General features: G+C 72.2%; 17 protein-coding genes and 2 tRNA genes. 11 read left to right on the plus strand and 8 right to left on the minus strand.

The window, feature by feature from the left end:
- Positions 1 to 360: 360 nt before the first annotated feature.
- Genes FM110_RS14380 through dnaG form a run of 4 tightly spaced genes read left to right on the plus strand, consistent with a single transcriptional unit; the run spans position 361 to position 5,191 of the window.
- Positions 361 to 636 carry an MDR/zinc-dependent alcohol dehydrogenase-like family protein gene (locus tag FM110_RS14380; protein ID WP_087101891.1) on the plus strand — a complete coding sequence of 92 codons (276 nt, stop codon included), beginning with the start codon at positions 361 to 363 and terminating at the stop codon, positions 634 to 636.
- Positions 637 to 696: 60 nt separating this feature from the next.
- Positions 697 to 1,902, plus strand: a complete 1,206-nt coding sequence (gene dusB, locus FM110_RS01210) for a tRNA dihydrouridine synthase DusB (RefSeq protein ID WP_087101893.1) — start codon at positions 697 to 699, stop codon at positions 1,900 to 1,902.
- Between the two features lie 2 nt (positions 1,903 to 1,904).
- The gene (locus tag FM110_RS01215; protein WP_087101895.1) at positions 1,905 to 3,209 is read left to right on the plus strand and encodes a deoxyguanosinetriphosphate triphosphohydrolase; all 1,305 of its coding nucleotides are present in this window, start codon (positions 1,905 to 1,907) and stop codon (positions 3,207 to 3,209) included.
- Positions 3,209 to 5,191 (plus strand): DNA primase, encoded by a 1,983-nt coding sequence (gene dnaG / locus FM110_RS01220; protein WP_087101897.1) that lies wholly within the window; start codon positions 3,209 to 3,211, stop codon positions 5,189 to 5,191. The genes FM110_RS01215 and dnaG overlap by 1 nt, the downstream gene beginning before the upstream one ends.
- Before the next feature lie 24 nt (positions 5,192 to 5,215).
- Here dnaG and FM110_RS01225 read toward each other — a convergent pair whose 3' ends face one another.
- From FM110_RS01225 to FM110_RS01235, 3 genes are all read right to left on the minus strand, one after another.
- Positions 5,216 to 6,739: a hypothetical protein gene (locus tag FM110_RS01225; RefSeq protein WP_234991823.1), complete on the minus strand. Its 1,524-nt coding sequence runs from the start codon at positions 6,737 to 6,739 to the stop codon at positions 5,216 to 5,218.
- Between the two features lie 84 nt (positions 6,740 to 6,823).
- Complete coding sequence (locus tag FM110_RS01230) at positions 6,824 to 7,564, minus strand: SDR family NAD(P)-dependent oxidoreductase (RefSeq protein WP_234991824.1); 741 nt, start codon at positions 7,562 to 7,564, stop codon at positions 6,824 to 6,826.
- Between the two features lie 45 nt (positions 7,565 to 7,609).
- A tRNA-Ile gene (locus FM110_RS01235) sits at positions 7,610 to 7,683 on the minus strand.
- Positions 7,684 to 7,812: 129 nt separating this feature from the next.
- Between FM110_RS01235 and FM110_RS01240 the strand changes: the two genes are divergently transcribed.
- Positions 7,813 to 9,231 (plus strand): SPFH domain-containing protein, encoded by a 1,419-nt coding sequence (locus FM110_RS01240; protein ID WP_087101901.1) that lies wholly within the window; start codon positions 7,813 to 7,815, stop codon positions 9,229 to 9,231.
- Positions 9,232 to 9,328: 97 nt separating this feature from the next.
- On the opposite strand, the gene FM110_RS01245 is transcribed toward FM110_RS01240, so the two are convergent.
- Positions 9,329 to 10,513: an FAD-dependent oxidoreductase gene (locus tag FM110_RS01245; protein ID WP_087101902.1), complete on the minus strand. Its 1,185-nt coding sequence runs from the start codon at positions 10,511 to 10,513 to the stop codon at positions 9,329 to 9,331.
- Between the two features lie 505 nt (positions 10,514 to 11,018).
- Here FM110_RS01245 and FM110_RS01255 point away from each other — a divergent pair.
- The 6 genes from FM110_RS01255 (at position 11,019) to FM110_RS01280 (ending at position 14,000) form a co-directional block, all read left to right on the plus strand.
- The gene (locus tag FM110_RS01255; RefSeq protein WP_143276197.1) at positions 11,019 to 11,330 is read left to right on the plus strand and encodes a hypothetical protein; all 312 of its coding nucleotides are present in this window, start codon (positions 11,019 to 11,021) and stop codon (positions 11,328 to 11,330) included.
- Complete coding sequence (locus tag FM110_RS01260; protein ID WP_087101908.1) at positions 11,327 to 12,142, plus strand: ABC transporter ATP-binding protein; 816 nt, start codon at positions 11,327 to 11,329, stop codon at positions 12,140 to 12,142. The genes FM110_RS01255 and FM110_RS01260 overlap by 4 nt, the downstream gene beginning before the upstream one ends.
- 88 nt (positions 12,143 to 12,230) lie before the next feature.
- A tRNA-Asn gene (locus FM110_RS01265) sits at positions 12,231 to 12,303 on the plus strand.
- A gap of 109 nt (positions 12,304 to 12,412) precedes the next feature.
- Positions 12,413 to 12,910: an OsmC family protein gene (locus FM110_RS01270; protein WP_087101910.1), complete on the plus strand. Its 498-nt coding sequence runs from the start codon at positions 12,413 to 12,415 to the stop codon at positions 12,908 to 12,910.
- Positions 12,907 to 13,392, plus strand: coding sequence for a peptide deformylase (def, locus tag FM110_RS01275; protein WP_087101911.1), 486 nt, complete (start codon positions 12,907 to 12,909; stop codon positions 13,390 to 13,392). Before FM110_RS01270 ends, def begins: the two co-directional genes overlap by 4 nt.
- A gap of 110 nt (positions 13,393 to 13,502) precedes the next feature.
- Positions 13,503 to 14,000 (plus strand): DUF3145 domain-containing protein, encoded by a 498-nt coding sequence (locus FM110_RS01280; RefSeq protein WP_087101913.1) that lies wholly within the window; start codon positions 13,503 to 13,505, stop codon positions 13,998 to 14,000.
- An 88-nt stretch (positions 14,001 to 14,088) separates the two neighbouring features.
- On the opposite strand, the gene FM110_RS01285 is transcribed toward FM110_RS01280, so the two are convergent.
- From FM110_RS01285 to FM110_RS01300, 4 genes are all read right to left on the minus strand, one after another.
- The gene (locus FM110_RS01285; protein ID WP_087101915.1) at positions 14,089 to 15,327 is read right to left on the minus strand and encodes a beta-ketoacyl-[acyl-carrier-protein] synthase family protein; all 1,239 of its coding nucleotides are present in this window, start codon (positions 15,325 to 15,327) and stop codon (positions 14,089 to 14,091) included.
- 80 nt (positions 15,328 to 15,407) lie between these two features.
- Complete coding sequence (locus FM110_RS01290) at positions 15,408 to 15,656, minus strand: acyl carrier protein (protein ID WP_087101917.1); 249 nt, start codon at positions 15,654 to 15,656, stop codon at positions 15,408 to 15,410.
- A gap of 115 nt (positions 15,657 to 15,771) precedes the next feature.
- Positions 15,772 to 16,773 (minus strand): beta-ketoacyl-ACP synthase III, encoded by a 1,002-nt coding sequence (locus FM110_RS01295; protein ID WP_087101919.1) that lies wholly within the window; start codon positions 16,771 to 16,773, stop codon positions 15,772 to 15,774.
- A 3-nt stretch (positions 16,774 to 16,776) separates the two neighbouring features.
- A complete protein-coding gene (locus FM110_RS01300) occupies positions 16,777 to 17,706 on the minus strand; it encodes an ACP S-malonyltransferase (protein WP_087101921.1) in 930 nt (309 codons plus the stop codon).
- Positions 17,707 to 17,782: the final 76 nt, after the last annotated feature.

The following is a 17,782-nucleotide window of genomic DNA, read 5'->3' on the forward strand; positions in this document are numbered from 1 at the left end:
ATCATCTCGACCATCACACGGCCGTGACCAGTCGCGATGACTCCACAGCCAGGGCAGCCCGTGACCGGATCGCAGGACTCGACCTCGAGAAGGAACCCGGTCGGGGCGCGGTCCCCAGAGATCAGGTGCAGTCCAGGGAGGCCGAGGAGGAGGTCGCATCGGTCGCAGCGATCGAGCGCGACCGGGCAGGCGCACGTAGAGTTCAGCATTGTCGAGGTCCTTGGTGCGAGCAGAGGTAAGAGTCCGCTCATCATCGGGGACCTCGACGCCTACCTCCAGCTACCCCGCACCGCCGGCGCGCCCACACTCAGCTCTGAAGAGCCGGACATCGCCGGTTTCGGCACCACGACCGCCGAGGGCGTGACCGCGCTGCGCAAGGGCGGGACGCTCGTGCAGGTGGGGATGGGCAGGCTCGAGGCCCGGCTTAACACTTACGAGCTCATCACCAAGACCCTCACGGTCAAGGGATCCAACTCGGGGACCACCGAGGACCTCGCGGGCATCTACGAGCTCATGCACTCCGGACAGCTGAACCCGCCCATGAACCTCATCACCCAGGCCGCGATCCCCGAGGCGATCGAGAAGCTGCGGACGGGAGGCGTGATCGGCCGCTTCATCGCGGTCTACGACGACTGAGCGCCGCCCGATCCACATCACCTCGCACCCCCGGCGGCGGGATGGGAGAATCGGAGCACGATGACCGTTCTCGACTCTCCCTCGCTCCCGCCTGCCGGCGCGGCTCCCGCGCGCCGTTCCCTGACCATCGGCCGCATCACCGTCGACACCCCCGTGGTGCTCGCGCCCATGGCCGGGATCACCAACATGGCCTTCCGCCTGCTCTGCCGCGAGTTCGGCGCCCGCCACAGCGCGGACGACGGCGGCCTGTTCGTCTCCGAGATGGTCACCACGCGCGCGCTCGTCGAGGACCACCGGGAGTCCTGGCGCCTCGTGACGATGGGTGAGCGCGAGAGCCCCCGGTCGATCCAGCTGTACGGCGTCGACCCCGCGACCGTGCGCCGCAGCGTCGAGATGCTGCTGGAGCGCGACCGCGCCGACCACATCGACCTCAACTTCGGCTGCCCCGTGCCCAAGGTCACCCGGCGCGGCGGCGGCGGGATCCTGCCGTGGAAGACGGAGCTGTTCACGCAGATCGTCCGCGGGGCCGTCGAGGCCGCCGGGGACGTTCCCGTCACCGTCAAGACCCGCATGGGCATCGACGGCGAGCACCTGACCTACCGGGATGCGGGACTCATCGCCCAGGAGGTCGGCGCCGCCGCGATCGCCCTCCACGGGCGCACCGTCGACCAGCAGTACTCCGGGCAGGCCGACTGGGAGGCCATCGCGGACCTGAAGCGGCTCGTGACCGGCATCCCTGTGCTCGGCAACGGGGACATCTGGTCGGCCGAGGACGCCCTGCGCATGGTCGAGGAGACGGGCTGCGACGGCGTCGTCGTCGGGCGCGGCTGCCAGGGCCGCCCCTGGCTGTTCGCCGATCTCGCCGCCGGCTTCGCGGGCCTGCCCGACCGGGTGCGGCCGAGCCTCGGCGACGTCGCGGCGATCCTGCGCCGCCACGCCGAGCTGCTCGTCGAGTTCTACGAGGACGAGGGCCGTGGGGTCCGGGACCTGCGCAAGCACGTGGCCTGGTACTTCAAGGGCTACCCCGTGGGCGGCGAGATGCGCCACCGCCTGGCGACGATGGAGTCCCTCGCGGACCTCGACGCGAAGCTCGCCGAGCTCGATCTGACGTCCCCGTACCCGGGCGCGGCCGTCGAGGGCCCGCGCGGACGCTCCGGCTCCCCGCGCCGCCCCGCCTGCCCCGAGGGCTGGATGGATACGCGCGACATCACGCCCGACATCGCCTCGCGCCTGCACGAGGCCGAGCTCGCGGTCTCGGGAGGCTGAGCATGACCACCACCGCCCCGGCCCGCTACACCGATGCCGATGCCGAGCGCTGGGCCCTCGAGGCGCCCAAGTCCCGCACCCGCACGCCCTTCCAGCGCGACCGCGCCCGCGTGCTGCACTCCTCGGCCCTGCGCCGTCTGGGCGCCAAGACGCAGGTGCTCGGCGCGGGCTCCGACGACTTCGTCCGCACCCGCCTCACCCACTCCCTCGAGGTCGCGCAGGTGGGCCGCGATATCGCCGCCGAGCTCGGCTGCGACCCCGATGTGGTCGACGCGGCCTGCCTCTCGCACGACATGGGCCACCCGCCCTTCGGTCACAACGGCGAGAAGGTGCTGGACGCGCTCGCCGACGCCATCGGCGGCTTCGAGGGCAACGCACAGACGCTGCGCCTGCTCACCCGGCTCGAGCCCAAGATCGTCGGCGACGAGCGGCCCTTCGGGCTGAACCTCACCCGGGCCGCCGTCGATGCCGCGATCAAGTACCCGTGGACGCGGGGCGCCGGCCCCGACCCCGCCTCCCCGAAGTTCGGCGCCTACGAGGACGACCTCGACGTCTACCGCTGGGCTCGCGCGGGCGCGCCCGAGGGCCGCAAGTGCGTCGAGGCCCAGGTCATGGACGCCTCCGACGACATCGCCTACTCCGTCCACGACATCGAGGACGCGGTGACGGGCGGGAGCCTGGACCTGGCGCGCCTGGCCGATCCGCTCGAGCGCAGCGCCGCCCTGTACGTCGTGCAGGACTGGTACCTGCCCTCCCGCGACATCGCGGAGCTCGACGAGGCCCTCGCACGGCTCGAGGCCGAGCCGTGGTGGATCGGGGAGTTCACCGGATCCATGCGCTCGGCCGCGGCGCTCAAGGACATGACCAGCCAGCTCATCGGCCGCTTCACCGGATCCGTCGTTGAGGCCACGCGGGAGGCCCACGGCACTGCCCCGCTCGCCCGCTTCTCCGGCGACCTTGTGGTGCCCGATGCGACGGCCGTCGAGATCGCCGTGCTCAAGGGCCTCGCCGCCGCGTACGTCATGTCCTCGGCCTCCCAGCAGCCGGTCTACGAGCAGCAGGAGCGGATCCTCCGCGACCTGCACGCCGCCCTGTGGAACACGGGCGCCGCGCATCTGTCGCCGCTGTTCGCGGAGCTGTGGCATGCGGCGCCGGACGATGCGGCGCGCCACCGGGTGATCATCGACCAGCTCGCCTCGTACACGGACGTCACCGCCCGGCGCCTCCACGAGACGCTGTACGTCGACTCCTCGACCCACATGACCGCCGCGGACCTGCCCCTGCCGGGGCTCGGATCGGAGCTGTGATGGCAGGCCAGGGGCTGATCAAGCGCGAGGACGTCGAGCTCGTGCGCTCGACCGCGCGGCTCGAGGAGGTCGTCGGCGACCACGTGACGCTGCGGACCGCCGGGATCGGCTCGATGAAGGGACTGTGCCCCTTCCACGACGAGAAGACCCCGAGCTTCCACATCCGCCCGCAGCTGGGTCACTGGCACTGCTTCGGCTGCGGCGAGGGCGGGGACGTCATCTCCTTCGTCCAGAAGATCGATCATCTGACGTTCGTCGAGGCGGTGGAGACCCTCGCCGGGCGCTACGGCGTGCAGCTGCACTACGAGGAGGCCACGGGGCGGCGCGGCGGGGGAGAGCGCACCGACTTCGGCACCCGCCAGCGCCTGCTGGATGCCCACGACGTCGCCGAGCAGTTCTACCGCGAGCAGCTCTCGACGCCCGCCGCGGGGGTGGGCCGGCGCTTCCTGGCCGAGCGCGGCTTCGACCGCGCGGCCGCCGAGCACTTCGGCGTCGGCTTCGCCCCCGAGGGCTGGGACGCGCTCCTGAAGCACCTGCGCGGACGCGGCTTCACCGAGCCCGAGCTCGTCGCGAGCGGCCTCGTCTCCCAGGGCCAGCGCGGCGTCTACGACCGCTTCCGCGGCCGCCTGGTCTGGCCGATCCGGGACATCACCGGCAAGACCATCGGCTTCGGGGCGCGCCGCCTGCTCGAGTCCGACCAGGGGCCCAAGTACCTCAACACCCCCGAGACGCCCATCTACCACAAGTCCCAGGTGCTCTACGGCCTCGACCTCGCGCGCAAGCAGATCGCCAGCGAGCACAAGGTGGTCGTGATGGAGGGGTACACCGATGTCATGGCGGCGCACCTCGCGGGTGTGACCACGGCCGTCGCCTCCTGCGGTACGGCCTTCGGCGCCGACCACATCAAGATCGTGCGGCGCGTCATGGGCGACTCCTCCAGCTCGGCGGGCCTGCGGCTCTCAAGCGACACCCGCGGCCTCGGCGGCGAGGTCATCTTCACCTTCGACGGCGACGCCGCCGGCCAGAAGGCCGCGCTCAAGGCCTTCGACGAGGACCAGCGCTTCGTGGCCCAGACGTACGTGGCCGTCGAGCCCGGCGGCATGGATCCGTGCGAGCTGCGCATCGCCCAGGGCGATGAGGCCGTGCGCGAGCTCGTGGCGACCAGGCGGCCCCTGTTCGAGTTCGCGATCCGCTCCGTCCTCGACCAGGTGGATCTCGACACGGTCGAGGGCCAGGTGAGCGCCCTGCGCATGGCCGCCCCCGTCGTCGCGAAGATCCGCGACCGCGCCATGCGCCCGGAGTACGCGCGGCGCCTGGCCGGGTGGCTGGGCATGGACGAGCGGACCGTGCTGCGGGCCGTGCACGATGCGGGCCGCACCGCGGGCTCCGGGGGCGGACGCCACGCGGCCGCAGAGCCGGCCCCGGGAGCCGAGCGCCCCGACCCGGAGGGCGAGGACACCGGTGCGCTGCCGATCCCGCGGCTGAAGGACGTGGTGAGCCCCCGCGATCCGGTCGGCCTGGTGGAGATACAGTCCCTCGCGGTCATGCTCCAGTTCCCGACGTTGCTGGACGTCGACGCGGTGGGCGCCCTGCCCGATGACTCTTTCCACGTCCCCGCGCTGCAGGGCGTCTGGGACGTGATGCTCGCGGCCGGCACCCTGCTGGACGCCGTCGGCGGCTCGCTCGAGCCCGCCCGCTACCTCGACCAGGTGCTCGAGATCGCGGGGGAGACGGTGCGGCCGCTGATCGTGGAGCTCGCGACCTCCGAGCTGCCCGCCCGCGACGAGGACGGGCTGCGCCGCCTGGCGACCTCGCTGCTGGGACGGCTCACGGAGCTGTCGTTCACCCGGGAGTACTCCGTGCTCAAGCAGAAGCTGCAGCGCACGGACCCGTCGCGAGACCCCGAGGGGTATCAGCGGATCATGACCCAGCTGTCCGAGCTGCAGGAGCGGCGCCGGGCGCTGCGGGCGCAGAGCGACTGACGCGCCGGGTGCCCCGCATGCCTCTCACTGGTACGAGACGAACCAGGGCCGGGGCTCGATCGCGTAGGTCTCCTCGGGCGTGAACGTCGGCGTGTCCTCGTCGTAGAAGTTCTTCCAGGACATCACGATCCCCGGCGGCAGGTCCTTCTGGAGGTTCTGCCAGGTCCCGAGCTTCAGGTCGGGGGTGCCGTGACCGTCCGCGTGCACGGTGATCGCCAGCTCGTGCCGGGAGGTGTCGATGCTCTGGCGGTCGCTGATCATGGAGCGGCTGAACTGGTGGAGGATCAGGACCTTCTGGGGCAGTTCCCGGTCGCGGGTGAGGTCGGCCAGCCAGCTCGCGGTCTCGTTGATCTCGGCCCCGGTCACCGTGCCGATCTGCTCCAGGTGCACCTCGTCCGGGGCGAGGCGCCACTCGGAGTCCAGGGCGAGCCCCACATGCGGCTCGGCCAGCAGCTCCTCGAACACCTTCGCCTGGGTGAGGAAGTCGGTGCGGCCCGGCTGCAGGTCGAGCACCACGTAGACGCCGGCGGCACCGGCCGCGTCGACCCAGGGCCGCAGCGTCGCCGGGTCGATGGTGGTCGAGTAGTCGTTGTCGGGGCCGGGCTGCGAGGACGCGACGGTCGCGATGATCTCCAGGGCGGGGATCACCGGGAGATCAGAGAAGGGCTCGTACTCCGCGGCGAGCTCCTGGGTGCGCCGGATGGTCGCCTCGAGGTCCTGCTCGCCGAGCACGCCGAGCGAGGGGATGCCGGGGGAGCCGTAGGTCGCCACCATGCGGCGGGATGTGAACGCCGTCTGCCCGCCGCCCGGCAGCTCCGCCGCCGTCAGCGCCATGGCGAGGCGGGCGGTCAGCGTCTCGGTGCTGCCGCAGGGCTCGCCGACTGCGAGGACGCCGCGCGCGGGGTCCTCGCCCGCGGCCTCGCGGACGGCGGCGACCGTGTCGGAGGTCGAGCGGGGATCGCCTCCGGCGCAGTCGACGATGCGTGCACCGCCCGCCGTCGCGTTCGCGCGGGCCACCGTGCACGCCGGGGTCGGGACGCCCGGGTCTAGGACGAGCGCGAGCGGGGCGGGGCGGTCATCGGCCGTCACCGCGGGGAGGGTCTTCGCGGCGTCGGCCGCCGCCGGGTCCACCTCGAGGACCTCGCGGTCCCCGGCCACGGACGCCACGTCGGTACCCGGGGCCGTCACGACGGTGCGGGCGCCCAGACGCTCGAGCTGCTCGGCGACCTGGGGCGTCGTCCCCACGAGAAGCGGGATCCGTGCATCGCCCAGGATGGTGGCGAAGGCCTCCGCGGTCTCCTCGCTCGCCACCGCGACGGTGCGGGCGCTCGAGAAGACGGCCGCGACGACGGCGATGGAGACGTCCGTGGGGGAGGCGGCGCCCAGGCCGGTCGTCACCGGTGCCTCCTCGGCCATCACCAGATCGGCGTCGCGATCCTCGCAGGCGACCAGAGCGCTCGCCAGAGCGGCGACCGGGACGGCCGCGAGAGAGGCCCGCAGTACAGCGCGACGGCAGACGGGGCGACGATGGACGGTGCGGCGGCTCATCACCACTGCACCCTAACCGCCGCCCGGTCGGTGCTCGGGGACGCCGACCGGACGTTCGGGGAGGTGTTCAGGATGTTGCGCGGCTCAGCCCGCGGACCAGCCGCCGTCGCAGGGGATGATCGCGCCGTTCACGTTCGAGGACTCGTCGGCGATCAGGAAGGCGACCAGGGCGGCGAGCTCCGTCGGCTCCGCATTGCGGATCGCGGTCTGATGCACCGGGGTGATCGCTCCCATGCCTGCCTGGTCGATCTTCGACGGGTCGATCGAGTCCATGATGTTCGTGGCGACGCCGCCGGGCAGGACCGCGTTGGTGCGGACGCCCTGGCGGGCGTACACGTACGCGGTGTTGCGGGTCAGGCCCACGACGCCGTGCTTGGACGCGGTGTAGGCGGCGCCCGCGGCCGCGCCGCGGATACCGGCCTCCGAGGCGATGTTGACGATGGATCCGCCGCCCGCCTCGAGCATCGCCGGGAGCACCGCACGGGTGAGCAGGAACGGCGCGGTGAGGTTCACGCGCAGGCAGCGCTCCCAGGTCGCGTCGTCGGTCTCGCCCGCCCCGGCGAACACGTCCATCACGCCGGCGTTGTTCACGAGGCCGCGGAGGGGACCGTGCGCGGCCGCCTCGGCGACGACGGCGTCGACCACCGCGGTATCGGAGATGTCCCCGACGGATGCCGACGCAGAGCCGCCCGCCTCCTCGATCAGTCGCACCGTCTCCCCGGCGGTCTCCGCGTTCAGGTCGGAGACCACGGCGTGGGCTCCGAGGGCGGCGACCTGCAGGGCGCTCGCGCGGCCGATACCCGATCCCGCCCCGGTGATGATCACGCTGCGGCCCTGTGCGATCACCGTACGCGGGCGGGAGATGAGCGGTAGCCCAGGCGGGGCTTGAACCCGCGACCGACGGATTATGAGTCCGCTGCTCTGACCGGCTGAGCTACTGGGCCGTGGCGCCCTGCGGCGCCCGGGGAAGCCTATCGCGCCGCCGATGGACCGAACTCCCCCTATCGCCCGTCGCCCGCGTGCGGGCGCGGCTAGGCTCGCAGCACCACCATCGGAAGGAAGCGCTCACGCTCATGGGCCCGTACATCATCGCGGCGATCGCCGCCCTCGCCGTCCTCGTCGTCGCGGCGGTCCTGTTCGGCATCATCCGCAGCTGGATCAAGGTCGCCCGGGCGGACGAGGCCCTCATCATCTCCGGCAAGCCGCAGAAGGAGGACGACGGCGAGACGTACTCGACCACCGTCGTCGTCAACGGCAAGGCCGTCGTCAACCCGATCTCCCAGCGCTACGAGGTCATCTCTCTGCGCTCGCGCCAGGTGGTCATGAAGGCCGAGGCGCAGTCCTCGGACAATGTGACGCTGCTGGTCAGCGCGGTCGCGCAGCTCAAGGTCGGCTCGGACCGGGCGCTCGTGCGCGCGGCCGCCGAGCGCTTCGCATCCCAGGACGAGGCCATCGAGCGCTTCACCCAGGACCAGCTCGAGGGCGCTCTGCGCGGCGTCATCGCCCAGCAGACGGTCACGAGCCTCATGCGGGATCGCAAGCAGTTCTCCGAGGAGATCACCGGCTCGGTCAAGCCCGAGCTGCAGGAGCAGGGCCTGATCCTCGACTCCTTCCAGATCACGTCCATCACCGACAACGTCGGCTACATCGCCTCGCTCGGCGCCCCCGAGATCGAGGCCAAGCGCCAGAGCGCGGAGATCGCCCAGACGAACTCCGAGCGCGCGATCGCCCGGCAGCGCCTGGCCAACTCCGAGCAGAACCTCATCGAGCAGACCGCCTACGAGACCAACCAGGCCAAGGCGTCCTCCGAGGTCGGCCGCGAGCAGGCCGCGGCGGAGCAGGCGCGCAACCTCGCCTCCGAGCAGGCCCGCCAGGCCGTGCTGAACCAGCAGGCGGAGAACAAGCAGTCGCAGCTCGACGCCGACGTCAAGCGCGTCGCCGACGCCGAGCTGTACCGGCGCCAGCAGGCCGCCGAGGCCGAGGCCTTCGAGCAGTCGCGGCAGGCGAAGGCGCGCGCCGAGATCGCCGAGCAGGACGCGACCGCGACCCGTCTGCGGGCCGAGGCGGAGGCGGACAGCGTGCGCCTCGCGGGCGAGGCGAAGGCCGCCGCCATCAAGGCGGAGGCCGATGCCCTGCGGGAGAACCTCGACGCGGTGCTCGCCCAGCGGGCCCTCGAGATCCTGCCCGAGATCATGCGCGAGTTCTCCGCGAACTACGCCAGGATCGGTGGCATCACCGTGATCGGCGGCTCCGAGGCGAGCGCGGGGGCCCAGGTCGCTGGGGAGCCCGCCCTCGCGATGGCCGGCATGTTCGAGAGCGTGAAGGCGGCGACCGGCCTCGACCTCGCCTCCCTCATCCAGGGGCGCGCGACGGGCGAGGCGGCTGGCGCCGCGATGGGGCAGGCGATGACGGGCGACCGGCGCGAGCACCGGCACGCCGGCACGGCGCCTGACGGCGGCTCGATGGCTGACGGCGCCGGAGTGTCGGACTGACCGGACCTCTGCTGCGGGGCAGGTCCCCGCATACGACGACGAGCGCCCCGCCGATCCGAGAGGACCGGCGGGGCGCTCGACTGCGTCGGGGTCTGCGTCAGCTGAAGTTGTACTCCGTGACGATGGGCTCGCGGCCCGTCGCCTGATCGGTGAAGTACTCGTTCTCGCTGATGCCCAGGTACGAGCCGGAGATGTTGACGGCGTTGGGCCGGCCCAGCTGGTGGAGGGCGCGGACCATGTTGTACGAGCGCTGCGCGGAGCGGCAGTGGACGTACACCGGCTGATCCGTCGGGATCTCGTCGAGGCGGTCGCGGAACTGCGAGAGCGGGATGTTCACGGCGTTGGTGATGTGCCCGGCCTCCCACTCGCCCTCCTCGCGGGCGTCGATGATGAACGCGCCCTTCTCGGAGAGCTCGCGCACGGCGGTGACCGGGACCTGCTCGAGCTCGCCGTGCAGCAGGTTCAGGCCCACCAGCGCGGCATGGATGACGACGTCCTTGGCTGTCGAGTACGTGGGGGAGTAGCACAGCTCGAGGTCGCGGAGGTCCTCGAGGGTGCCGTCCATCATCAGCAGGGTCGCGATGACGTCCACGCGCTTGTCCGCCGCGCCCTTGCCCACGGCCTGTGCGCCGAGGATCCGCCCGGTGGGCTTCTCGAACAGGAGCTTGAAGAACAGCGGCTGGGAGTCGGGCATGAGGCTCACCGAGTCCTGGGGGATCACGTACACGACGTCCCAGTCCAGCGTCGAGCTGCGCAGCTGCTTCTCGTTCAGGCCGGTGGATGCGGCCGTGTAGTCGAAGACCTGCACGACGAAGGAGCAGATCACTCCGCGGTTGCGGTTGGGGCGGCCGTACATGTGGTCCGCGGCGGCGCGCGCCTGGCGCTGGGCCGGGCCGGCCGTGGCCAGCCGGGTGGGCGTGCCGAGCAGCTTGTGCCACACCTCGATGGCGTCGCCCACGGCGTAGATCGACGGATCGGAGGGGCGGTAGTTCGCGTCGACCTTGATGCCGCCGGTCTCGCCGATCTCGAGGCCCGCCTCGACGGCCAGCTTCGTCTCCGGGCGCACGCCGATCGCCATGATCACGGCCTGCGCGGGGTTGGTCCTCCCGGACTTCAGCGTCACGCCGTCCCCGGCGATCGTGGCGACGGCGTCGCCGAGGATCAGGTCGACGCCCTCGACTGCGCCCTCGTGCTCCTGGGGCGCATCCTCGTTCCCTGGCAGGGGAGGTCCCGATGATCCGCCGCTCCCGCTCTCGAGTCCGCACGGCGCTGGCCCTGGCAGGCGCCGCGCTGCTCGCCGTCTCCGCCTGCACCACCGCCCAGGAGGAGCAGGCGCGGCTGAACGGCGAGGCCGCCGCCTGCCCGGTCGAGCCTGATCCCAGCGTCCGCGCGACCGTGCGCATCGGCTGGCAGGCGATCCCCACCGGAGATCTCATCGTCCAGGAGCGCCATCTCCTCGAGTCGTGCCTGCCGAGCGCGACGATCCAGTGGGTGCAGTTCGACGGGGGCGACGACGTGGTCCAGGCGTTCGGCTCCGGGAGCATCGACCTCGGCATCTCCGGCTCCTCCGCCGCCGTGACGGCCATGAGCCCGCCTCTCGAGCTGCCCGTGCGCCTGGTGTGGATCGCCGACGTCATCGGCGCCTCCGAGGCCCTCGTCTCCCGCGACCCGTCGATCACGAAGCTCGAGGACCTGCGCGGCAAGAAGGTCGCTGTGACCTTCGGGGCCACCCGACCTTCGACCTCATCTCGGCGCGCGCGGAGTTCGTCGAGGCCGAGCCCGCGTTCATGGAGATGTGGACGCGCCTGCAGGACCATGCCGCGACCGAGATCGCCGAGGACCCCGACGCGACCGCGGAGTCGATGGCCCAGATGCTCGGCACCGATCCCCAGACGGTCCGCGAGCAGATGACGGGTTACTCCTACCCCGACGCCGCCGCCCAGGCCGGGCCGGACTACTTCGGCGGCGGCGTGGCCGGGAGCCTGCACTCGACCGCGGGCTTCCTCGGCGAGGTCGGCCTGACGGGCGGCGCCTCCTCCGAGGAGCACTACGAGCAGATCGTCTACCCCGATGCGATCCAGGAGGTCGCCGCCTCATGACCGAGAGCATCGCCGACGCAGGCGCCGCCACCGAGACCGGCCCCGGCGGCATCCGCATCGAGGACGTCACGCACTCCTACCGATCCACCTCGGGGGACGCCGTCCTCGCGCTCGACGACGTCGACCTCACGATCCCCGAGGGCGAGTTCCTCTGCCTCGTCGGCCCCTCGGGCTGCGGCAAGTCCACGCTGCTGAACATGGTGGGCGGCTTCCTCGCCCCGAGCAGCGGACGGATCCTGCGCGGGGGAGCGCCCATCACGAGCCCCAGCGCCGAGATCGGCGTCGTGTTCCAGAGCGCACCGCTGTTCCCGTGGCTCACCGTGCGCCAGAACGTCGAGCTCGGCCCCCGCTACCGCCGCAGGCCCCGCGAGGAGAGGCGCCGCCTGGCCGACGAGCACCTCGAGATCGTGGGGCTGTCGGAGTTCGTCGACGCCCGCCCCTACGAGCTCCCCGGCGGGATGCGCCAGCGCTGCCAGATCGCGCGCGTGCTGGCCCACGAGCCCCAGGTGATCCTCATGGACGAGCCCTTCGGGGCGCTCGACACGATCACCCGCGAGCGCCTCCAGCTCGACCTCCTGCGCATCCACCAGGCACGGCGCACCACCGTCCTGTTCATCACCCACGGCGTCGACGAGGCCGTGCTGCTGGGCGATCGCGTGGTGGTGATGAGCCCGCGACCGGGGCGCGTGGTCCTCGACATCGACGTCCCCCTCGCCCGGCACCGCGACGCCGACGAGGCCCGCGACCTGCGCTCGCGACCGGAGTTCATCGCCCTGCGCGACGAGACCGCGGCCGCCATCCAGCCCTCGTGACCGGGCGTGACGTCACGCACACCGGGCCCGGACGGGCCGATCCGGTTGGCGCCCATCGCGGAAGTCTTGGTATCGTCGTTCAGGTTGATCCCGCGTAGCTCAATCGGCAGAGCATTCGACTGTTAATCGAACGGTTACTGGTTCAAGTCCAGTCGCGGGAGCTCTCCGAACGACGGCCCCGGCATCCCCGGGGCCGTCGCCCGTTCCGGCCCGGAACGCCCGGGCTCCGTCCTGGGACTCCGATGCGAGACCCGCAGAACCGAGGCACCGATGAGCACCGCACCCGATGACACCTTCCCCATCCCCTCCCGCGTCCGCGAGGGCAGCGTGTGGGTCGACCGCACCGGGCGCCGCGAGCTCATCGGACGCACCGCGAGCGGGGTCGAGATCCCGATCGGGCAGGGCGAGGGACGCGTGACCCCCGGGGAGCTGCTGAAGCTCGCGCTCATCGGCTGCGCCGGGATGTCCAGCGACTTCACGATCTCCCGCCGTCTCGGCGAGGACTTCCCGATGCGCATCTACGCCCATGGCGTCTCCGATGAGCGCACCAACCGCTACGAGACCATCGATGAGCAGATCCAGCTCGACCTCTCGGAGGTGTCCGAGGACGAGGCCGAGCAGCTCCGCCGCCTGATCCGCAGCGCGATCGGGGTGGGCTGCACGGTCGAGCGCACCCTCGCCGAGCCCCCGGAGATCGGCCACCAGATCGATCACGCTCCGGCATCCCGGCGCCTGGCGACCGCCGCGGACGAGGCGCCGCAGGCATGACCGAGCGCCCCATCCGGGTGATCGGCGACCCCGTTCTGCGCACCCCCTGCGAGCCGATCCGGGAGATCACCGACGGCGTGCGCACCCTCGTCGCCGACCTCCTGGAGACCGTCGACCACGAGGGCCGCGCCGGACTCGCCGCGAACCAGATCGGTGTGAGCCTGCGCGCCTTCGCCTGGCACCTCGAGGACGAGGTCGGCTACATCCTCAACCCCGTCATCACCGACCTCTCGGAGGAGACGCAGGAGGACGACGAGGGCTGCCTGTCCGTCCCCGGCCTCTGGTACCCCCGGATGCGGGCGATGCGCGCCCGCTGCACGGGCACCGACCTCGAGGGGCGCGAGGTGGTCCTCGAGGGCGAGGAGATCGTCGCCCGCCTCATCCAGCACGAGGTCGGACACCTCGACGGGCACCTCTACGTCGACGGCCTCGAGCGCTCCGTGCGCAAGCGCGCGTTGCGGGACATCCGCGGGAGGTTCTAGTCTGGGCGATGCACTGCCTGTGACCTGAGCCCTGGGCGCCGAAAGCTGAGCGCTGTGCCGGCACGACCGATTCGTTGGGGAAGACGCATCGGAAGACCGGAAGGGGCGTTATGACCCAGGGAGTGCTCTACATCCACTCCGCGCCGCGGGCCCTCGCACCTCATATCGAATGGGCCGCCAGCGGAGTCCTCGGCGTGCCCGCGAAGCTCGTCTGGCGCGAGCAGCCCGTCGCACCGGGCCTCGTGCGCTCCGAGCTTTCCTGGCGCGGCCGCGAGGACACCGGCGCGCGCCTGGCCAGCGCCATCCGCGGCTGGGACGACGTGCGCTACGAGGTGGTCCAGGACGCGACCGCGCAGGCGGACGGCGCCCGCTGGAGCTGCACCCCGGAGCTGGGGATCTTCCACGCCGCGACCGACCACGCCGGCAACACGGTGCTGTCCGAGGACCACGTGCGGGGATGCATGGAGCGTGCCGCCGCCTCCCAGGACCCGCGGGCGCTGCAGAGGGAGCTCTCTCTCGCCCTCGGGGAGCCGTGGGACGAGGACCTCGAGATCTACCGCCACGCGGGCGAGGGTGTGCGCATGCGCTGGCTGCAGCGCGTCGTCTGAGCCCCGGGCCACCGGGCCGCGGGGCGAACGACGGAGCCCCGATCTCCTCTCGGGGATCGGGGCTCGCGTCCGTCCGGCCGCGGCGGCCTCAGGCGCTCGTGAACACCACGGTCACGTCGTGCCCGCCGAAGCCGAAGGCGTTGTTGATGACCGCGATGTCGCCGCCGGGCAGCTCCCGGGCCTTCCCCACCGCGATGTCGAGGGGCACCGCCGGGTCGAGGTTCTCGATGTTGATGGTCGGCGGTGCGATCCGGTGATGCGCCGCGAGCACGGAGAACAGGGACTCCAGCGCGCCGGCGCCGCCGAGCAGGTGCCCGGTCATCGACTTGGTCGAGGTCACCACGATGTGGTCGGTGTCGTCGCCCAGGGCGGAGCTGAGAGCCTCGAGCTCGCTGATGTCGCCCTTGGGGGTCGAGGTGCCGTGCGCGTTGACGTGCACCACGTCCGCGGCGGTGAGACCGGCATCGGCCATCGCCTCGGAGATGGCGCGGGCCTGGCCCTCCTGCGACGGCGCGGAGATGTGGTGGGCGTCCGAGGCCATGCCGCGCCCGGAGACGTACCCGTAGATGCGGGCGCCGCGGGCGCGCGCATGCTCCTCCGACTCGAGCACGAGGATCGCGCAGCCCTCGCCGAGCACGAAGCCGTCGCGGTCGACGTCGTAGGGGCGCGAGGCGTGCTCCGGATCGTCCGTGCGGGTCGACAGGGCGCGGATGTTCGCGAAGCCCGCCAGCGGCAGCGGGTGCACGCAGGCCTCGGTGCCTCCGGCGACGACGACGTCGGCACGGCCCGAGCGGATCATGTCGAACGCGTTCGCGACGGCCTCGGCACCGGACGCGCAGGCGGAGACGGGGGTGTGGGCGCCCGCCTTGGCGCCGAGCTCGAGCTCGATGTGCGCGCTCGAGGAGTTGGCCATGAGCATCGGCACGGTGAAGGGGTTGACGCGGCGGGCGCCGCGCTCGCGCACGACGTCCCACTGGTCGAGGATCGTCCACACGCCGCCGATGCCGGTGCCGACGACGACGCCCAGGCGCTCCCCGGGGACCTCGGGCGCGCCCGCGTCCTGCCAGGCCTCCCGCGCCGCGATCATCGCGTACTGGCCGCTCGGATCGAGCTTCTTGGCCTCCGGGCGCGACAGATGGTCGTACGGGTCGATCGGGACCGTGCAGGCGAAGTCGACGGCCAGGCCGTAGCGCTCGACCCAGTCGTTGTCGAGGGTGTGCGCGGTCGAGGTGCCGGCGAGGGCGGCCTCCCACGTGCTGGCGACGTCGCCGCCGAGGGGGTTCACGGTGCCGAGGCCGGTGACGGCGACGCGAGAGGGGACGGACACTGCGGAGACCTCCGGTGAGGGGAGACGATCGGTGGATGCACGAGTGCCCGGGGCGCAGCGCGTCCCGGGCACTCGGAGGATCAGGCCTGCGCGCCCGCGATGAACTTCACGGCGTCGCCGACGGTCGCGAGGTTCTTGACCTCCTCGTCGGGGATGCGCACGTCGAACTTCTCCTCGGCGTTGACGACGATCGTCATCATGGAGATCGAGTCGATGTCCAGGTCGTCGGTGAAGGACTTGTCCATCTGGACGTCCTCGGTCGCGACGCCGGTCTCCTCGTTGACGATCTCGGCGAGGCCCTCGAGGATCTCGTTCTCGGTGTTGGCCATGGGGTGCTCCTTATGAATGGCGGTCGATGGCTGGGGAAAGACTACCCGGGGGCGGGCGCCCCGGGAGGGGAGGACCACGCGCGCGCGTCGAGCATCACGCGCGGCCCGGCGAGCCTCAGGGGAGGATCAGCACCTGGCCCGCGTACACGAGCCCGGCGCCGAAGCCGATCTGCACGCAGACGTCGCCGCTCTTGGCCAGCCCCTCCTCCAGGAGGCGGTGCGTGGCGAGCGGGATCGACGCGGCGGACGTGTTGCCGGTCTGGGCGATGTCGCGCGCGATGACGACGGACTCGGGCAGCTTCAGCTGCTTGGCGAGCTCGTCGACGATCCGCATGTTCGCCTGGTGGGGGACGAACACGTCGATGTCCTCGACGGTCAGCCCGGCCTCGTCGAGGGCGCGGCGGATCACGTCGGCGGTGTGCCAGACGGCCCAGCGGAAGACGGTGCGCCCGTCCTGGCGCATCGTGGGCCACGGCTCCCGGCCGTCGCGGAAGTCGATGAGGGAGCCCGTCATGCGGATGGTCTCCCAGTTCTCGCCGTCGCTGCCCCAGATCGTCGGGCCGATCATCGGCTCCTCGGAGGCGGTGACGATCGCGGCGCCCGCGCCGTCGCCGAGCAGGAACGAGATGGACCGGTCGGTCGGGTCGATGTAGTCCGAGAGCTTCTCGGCTCCCATCACCAGGACGGTAGTCCCACCGCCGGAGCGGATGAGCGCGTCGGCCTGGCCGATCCCGTAGCAGAAGCCCGCGCAGGCGGCGGAGATGTCGTAGGCGATGACGTCGGGGCAGCCCAGCTGCCCGGCGAGCTTGGCCGCGAGCGACGGGGTGGCGTACGGGAACGACACCGTCGAGACGATGATCGCGTCGAGCTGGGAGCCCTCGATCCCCGCGCGCTGCAGGGCGTCGCGGGCGGCCTCGAGCGCGAGATCCGCGATGGAGACGTCCGCGCTAGCGCGGCGGCGCGAGATGATCCCGGTGCGCTGGCGGATCCACTCGTCGGAGGAGTCGATGGGCCCGGCGATGTCGTCGTTGGTCACCTCGAGGTCGCCGCGGGCGGCGCCGTAGGCGAGGACCTTCGAGCCGGCCACGGTGGGGCGGGGGCGCAGGGTCACGGTCATGGGTCAGCTCTCCTTGCCGGGCGCGGCGGCCGCGAGGGCCCGGGCGGCCTCGAGGTCGTCGGGGGTGTTGAGGTTCACGAGGTCGATGCCCCTCAGCTCGCGCTTGGCCAGGCCCGTGAGGGTACCGGCCGGGGCCAGCTCGATCATGCCGGTGACGCCGCGCGCGCGCAGGGTCTCCATGCAGGCGGCCCAGTCCACGGGGGAGGAGACCTGGGCGACGATCAGGTCCAGGTACTCGCGGCCCGAGGTGACGACGCGCCCCCCGGCGTTCGAGATCAGCGGGAGCTCCGGGTCCGCGGGGGACAGCTGCGGGGCGAAGCCCTCCAGCGCGGTGCGCGCCGGGGCCATGTGCTCGGTGTGGAAAGCGCCCGCGACCTGGAGCGGGATCACGCGGGACTTCGCGGGGGCGTCCTCCCGCAGGGCGGCGATGTCCTCGGCGAGACCCGCCGCGACCACCTGGCCGGAGGAGTTGATGTTCGCCGGGGCGAGGCCGCGGCGCTCGATCGCGGCCATGACCTCCGCGCGGTCCCCGCCGACGACCGCGGCCATCGAGGTCTCGCGCGCCGCTGCGGCCTCGGCCATCGCGGTCGCCCGGACCGCGACCAGGCGCATCGCATCGACGGGGCTGAGCACCCCGGCCAGCGCGGCCGCGGTGACCTCCCCGACGCTGTGCCCGGCGAGGGCCTCGGCGGGCAGGGCGGTGCCGTCGGCGAGAGCCTCGCCGGCGAGGATGCCGGCGGCGACCAGCAGCGGCTGGGCGACGGCGGTGTCGCGGATCGTCTCCGCGTCCGAGCGCGTGCCGTGCTCGGCCAGATCGAGGCCGGCGGCCTCCGACAGCTGCGCGAGGCGCTCGGGGACGCCGGGCAGCTCGAGCCAGGGGGCGAGGAAGCCGGGCTTCTGGGCGCCCTGGCCGGGGCAGACGATGACGAGCACGGGCGACTCCTGGGAGGGTTCGTTCGGGACCGGGCGGGGGATCGAGGATACGGGCACAGGGCGCCTCCCCGGCATC

It is taken from the genome of Brachybacterium nesterenkovii (assembly GCF_900163655.1).
Lineage (GTDB): Bacteria > Actinomycetota > Actinomycetes > Actinomycetales > Dermabacteraceae > Brachybacterium > Brachybacterium nesterenkovii.

Bases quoted from the DNA above. Each gene is read 5' to 3' on its own strand.
- def (WP_087101911.1), top strand. From the start codon at position 12,907: ATGACCGAGCGCCCCATCCGGGTGATCGGCGACCCCGTTCTGCGCACC.
- FM110_RS01295 (WP_087101919.1), bottom strand. From the start codon at position 16,773: ATGACCGTGACCCTGCGCCCCCGCCCCACCGTGGCCGGCTCGAAGGTC.
- FM110_RS01255 (WP_143276197.1), top strand. From the start codon at position 11,019: ATGGAGATGTGGACGCGCCTGCAGGACCATGCCGCGACCGAGATCGCC.
- FM110_RS01240 (WP_087101901.1), top strand. From the start codon at position 7,813: ATGGGCCCGTACATCATCGCGGCGATCGCCGCCCTCGCCGTCCTCGTC.
- FM110_RS01215 (WP_087101895.1), top strand. From the start codon at position 1,905: ATGACCACCACCGCCCCGGCCCGCTACACCGATGCCGATGCCGAGCGC.
- dnaG (WP_087101897.1), top strand. From the start codon at position 3,209: ATGGCAGGCCAGGGGCTGATCAAGCGCGAGGACGTCGAGCTCGTGCGC.
- FM110_RS01260 (WP_087101908.1), top strand. From the start codon at position 11,327: ATGACCGAGAGCATCGCCGACGCAGGCGCCGCCACCGAGACCGGCCCC.
- FM110_RS01270 (WP_087101910.1), top strand. From the start codon at position 12,413: ATGAGCACCGCACCCGATGACACCTTCCCCATCCCCTCCCGCGTCCGC.
- FM110_RS01225 (WP_234991823.1), bottom strand. From the start codon at position 6,739: ATGAGCCGCCGCACCGTCCATCGTCGCCCCGTCTGCCGTCGCGCTGTA.
- FM110_RS01290 (WP_087101917.1), bottom strand. From the start codon at position 15,656: ATGGCCAACACCGAGAACGAGATCCTCGAGGGCCTCGCCGAGATCGTC.
- dusB (WP_087101893.1), top strand. From the start codon at position 697: ATGACCGTTCTCGACTCTCCCTCGCTCCCGCCTGCCGGCGCGGCTCCC.
- FM110_RS01280 (WP_087101913.1), top strand. From the start codon at position 13,503: ATGACCCAGGGAGTGCTCTACATCCACTCCGCGCCGCGGGCCCTCGCA.